Below are 3959 nucleotides of genomic sequence, written 5' to 3'. Positions count from 1 at the left end.
AGCAAGTGTTCGTCCAAATTAAGAAAATGAGCGACATTTTGAATATCCGCCGCGTCGGTCAAATTGACGAGTAATAGAGATATCAGTATCTCCCAAAAAACTTCTCTTGCTTACCTAGCAGCCTGTCTGGGAACTCAATATGGCGGCTATAAACTACGTCTAAAGAGATAAAACCTTCCCTGGCAGGTTCGTTAACCATTGATTTGGCCTATCATCAGTGATATTATTTTTGCGAGTAGAAAATATGAATAAAATCTTCCCTGGTAGGTTCGTCAACGATTTTTTGATTTTAAAATTGTTAGGAGCAATTAAAAATGGTTTCAGAGAAGTTTTTATTAGTCAAAGGCAAAGCAGGGATGGGAAATCGTTTTCTCGCTCTCTTGGACAGTATTTTATATGCTCAACTTACTAATAGAAAGATCGTTGTTGATTGGAGCGATGAGGTTTACTCGAATAATCGCAGCAATGTTTTTCCTGACTTTTTTAATCTTCATGATGTTACTCAAGCTTCCGAAATACCTTCTACTCAATCTGTCTATCCAAGTTTCTGGAAGAATAGCTTAGATAAATCGGTGAATGAAATCCTGTTATCATACGAATCTCCAGATGATTTGCGATTTAACAACCCGAAAATCTGGGCAAAATATACCACTAATATGTCTCGTATAGATTATAGTGAAGATGTTTTGATTAGATGGTCGTATGTAATAGAAACTTATAAGCTAAGACGACATTTTTTAGGTGATTTCGCTTATCTAAAAAATCTAAGTAATGAAGCTATTTTAAAAAAAATAATTAGAGAAAATCTGAGTTTACAACCTAATATTGAAGCAATTATTAAAAAAACTGTAGATAGTTCTTTTGAAGATATGGTAATCGGGGTTCATGTTAGATATACTGACAGAAAAACTTCTAAAAATATCTATTTAAAATTTGTTGATAAGATTCTTGAAAAACATCCTAAAAGTTTGATATTTTTAGCTACTGATAATCCCGCAGTAGAGGATATTTTTAGAGAGAAATATACTAATGTTTTAGTGACAGAGAAGTGGTATCCTGAGTCAGGATCTTCTTTACATCAGAATCCTGAATGTCCAGATAGATTTGAAAATGGTGTTCAAGCTTTAATAGATATCTATTTATTAAGCAAATGTAATTATCTAATATACAACAAGACTTCTACTTTTGGTGTAGTCGCAAAGTTGATTTCTGATATCCCAGAAGCTAATACAATAGATACTTCTCAATACAGTTTAAAAGGAAAAGCCAAAAATTTAATTGCTTGGCTTAGAGAAAAAACAGTTCTTTCGTGACTATAAGACTTGGGGGGCTACAACTACGTGCTTTCTATCAAAAACTACTTCTATCTAATGCCGCTTCAAATTCTTTCAAAGCTTGTACAATTCCTACTTGCCAAGCTCGTTCAAGTGTAGCGGCAATAATTTGAGTTAGAGGGATATTTGGAAAGTTAGGACTATTATCAGATTCAATGTAATGTCCATCTCTGAGTAAATAAATTCTCAACTTTTTACTATCGTAAATCCATAGTTCTGGAACTGCGATCGCTTCATAAGCATCAACAGTTGTTTTTGATGTCACATCTGTTTCAATTGCCAAATCAGGAGGCGGATCATTTGGTTCCAGTTTGCGACGACCAATCATTCTTTGATAATTTTGGATGTAGAAGCAAGCATCTGGTTCTACCCCCGCTATATTTTCCCGCTTGAAGGTAGTTGAACCGAAGGGTTCATAACTTTTCCCTGCAATTTTCAACAAGATTTTTACAATATCCGAAATTAAGTCCTTTGATTTTTCGTGTTCGGGTAGAGGAACCATAATTTCTAACGTAGACTTGCTGTAAGCAACTCGTAGCGATCGCTTTTCCCCCAGTTCTTGCAAAATAGATTCAAATTCCTCCCAGCTTATATCCTGGACATTTACTGTACTACCAGGCGCTAACCGCATTTGGCTAACAGGTTTAACAACGGGGGATACAGCAGTCATAAGCATTTTCCTTATAAAGGAACTATTCTGAAACTTGAGCCTGGATTAGCTTTAGCGTAACTTAATCAGACGGTTAGGAACGTGGATTAAATAAAATACAAAACTTTATCCTGTCTCTAGCTTCCCTCTCCTTTATAAGGAGAGGGATTGAGGGTGAGGTAAGCCAGGGACATAAATTGTATGTTATTTAATTCTTATTCCTTACAGGCTAGTTGCAAAATTTTCTTCCATTCCCTAAACTCTTTTTTTCTACGTACCAGCATTTGATAAGTTAGTACATAATCTGAAACAATAACAGTAAAAGCAGAGAGGGGATTACGTTGAGTCACAATCCAGATGCCATAGCGCCCCACGGTGGAGAGTTGGTTAACCGTATCGCTACACCAGAACAAAGAGCAGAGTTTCTTTCCAAAGCTGACTTTTTGCCACGAGTGCAACTTGACGATCGCGCCGTTTCGGATGTAGAAATGATTGCGATCGGTGCTTTTAGTCCACTCACGGGTTTTATGAACCAGGAAGACTACGATCGCACTGTTACAGAAATGCGATTAGCTAACGGTCTTGTGTGGTCAATCCCGATTACACTATCGGTAAGCGAAGAAGTAGCTTCCCCGTTACAAGAAGGCAGCTTAATCCGTCTGGATAACTCCAGGGGCGAATTTATCGGAGTTTTGCAACTCACCCAAAAGTATAACTACGACAAAACCCGCGAAGCAATCAAAGTCTACCGCACTGATGATGTCAAACATCCCGGCGTGCAGGTACTCTATAACCAAGGTACTGTACATCTGGCGGGTGATATTTGGTTGTTGCAACGCGAACCTCATCCCCAGTTTCCCACTTACCAAATCGATCCGGCAGCCTCACGGCAACTATTTCAAGACAAGGGTTGGAAAACCATCGTTGGCTTTCAAACTCGCAATCCTATTCACCGCGCCCATGAATATATTCAAAAGTGCGCTTTAGAAATCGTTGATGGTTTATTTTTGCACCCATTAGTCGGGGCGACAAAAGAAGATGATATCGCTGCTGACGTGCGGATGCGCTGCTATGAAATTTTGCTGGAACATTATTACCCCTTAGACCGGGTAGCTTTGGCAATCAATCCCGCCGCAATGCGTTATGCTGGCCCTCGTGAGGCCATATTCCATGCTTTAGTCCGCAAAAACTACGGCTGTACTCACTTTATCGTCGGACGCGATCATGCTGGTGTTGGTGACTATTATGGAACTTATGATGCTCAATATATCTTTGAAGAATTTGCCCCAGGTGAATTAGGCATTGTGCCGATGAAATTTGAACACGCTTTTTACTGCACGCGCACTAAGCAGATGGCAACATCTAAAACCAGTCCCAGCAGGCCAGAAGAACGCATTCACCTATCAGGGACAAAAGTTAGAGAAATGCTGCGGCGCGGTGAATTACCTCCACCAGAATTTTCCCGTCCAGAGGTAGCAGCTGAGTTGGCGCGGGCAATGCGGATAGAAGTACCAGCTTAGGGAATTGGGAAAGAGGAGGCAGAAGGCAGAAGTTCTTTAATTTTGAATTTTGAATTTTGAATTTTGAATTGATTTCTCCCCCTCTCCACATTTTTGTAACTTTACAATACAGAGTTCAGCCCTGTAAGCTGCTAACTGGTAGCTGAGGGCTGATAGCTAATTATGAAACGTCGCACGTTTTTAGAGAGAATTGGCTCAATACTCGCGGTATTGGGGATAACTGAAGCTGAGTGGTTGTCTTTGGGAAATCGCTATTATCAGGCTTTAGCACAACCCAGTCCGCGTAAATTGGCATTATTAATAGGTATTAACCAATACCCAAAAATTCCAGCCCTCAGTGGTTGTCTGACGGATGTGGAACTACAAAGAGAACTTTTGATTCATCGCTTTGGTTTCCAAGGGTCAGATATCCTAACTTTAACTGAGGAACAAGCTAGTAGAGAATTCATTGAAGCG

4 protein-coding genes are annotated in these 3959 nt (G+C 39.5%); 3 read left to right on the top strand and 1 reads right to left on the bottom strand.

Features of this window, described 5'->3' with window-relative positions; genetic code table 11:
- Window positions 1-314: 314 nt before the first annotated feature.
- Entirely contained in the window at window positions 315-1313 is a 999-nt protein-coding gene (locus tag HWQ37_RS29385) for a nodulation protein NodZ (RefSeq protein ID WP_292753936.1), read from the top strand.
- A 37-nt stretch (window positions 1314-1350) separates the two neighbouring features.
- Here the strand turns inward: HWQ37_RS29385 and HWQ37_RS29380 are convergent, their stop codons facing one another.
- On the bottom strand, window positions 1351-2004 hold the full coding sequence (locus tag HWQ37_RS29380) for a Uma2 family endonuclease (protein WP_292753935.1): 654 nt from the start codon (window positions 2002-2004) through the stop codon (window positions 1351-1353).
- Between the two features lie 320 nt (window positions 2005-2324).
- On the opposite strand from HWQ37_RS29380, the gene sat reads away from it, so the two are divergent.
- Complete coding sequence (gene sat / locus HWQ37_RS29375) at window positions 2325-3503, top strand: sulfate adenylyltransferase (RefSeq protein ID WP_292753934.1); 1179 nt, start codon at window positions 2325-2327, stop codon at window positions 3501-3503.
- A 162-nt stretch (window positions 3504-3665) separates the two neighbouring features.
- The coding region (locus tag HWQ37_RS29370; protein WP_292753933.1) for a caspase family protein at window positions 3666-3959 on the top strand (294 nt) is incomplete at its 3' end.

It is taken from the genome of Nostoc sp. NMS4 (genome assembly GCF_017115095.1).
Classification (GTDB): Bacteria; Cyanobacteriota; Cyanobacteriia; order Cyanobacteriales; family Nostocaceae; genus Nostoc.
This window is presented reverse-complemented; position numbering and strand designations above follow the sequence as displayed.

Bases quoted from the DNA above. Each gene is read 5' to 3' on its own strand.
- HWQ37_RS29385 (WP_292753936.1), top strand. From the start codon at position 315: ATGGTTTCAGAGAAGTTTTTATTAGTCAAAGGCAAAGCAGGGATGGGA.
- HWQ37_RS29380 (WP_292753935.1), bottom strand. From the start codon at position 2,004: ATGACTGCTGTATCCCCCGTTGTTAAACCTGTTAGCCAAATGCGGTTA.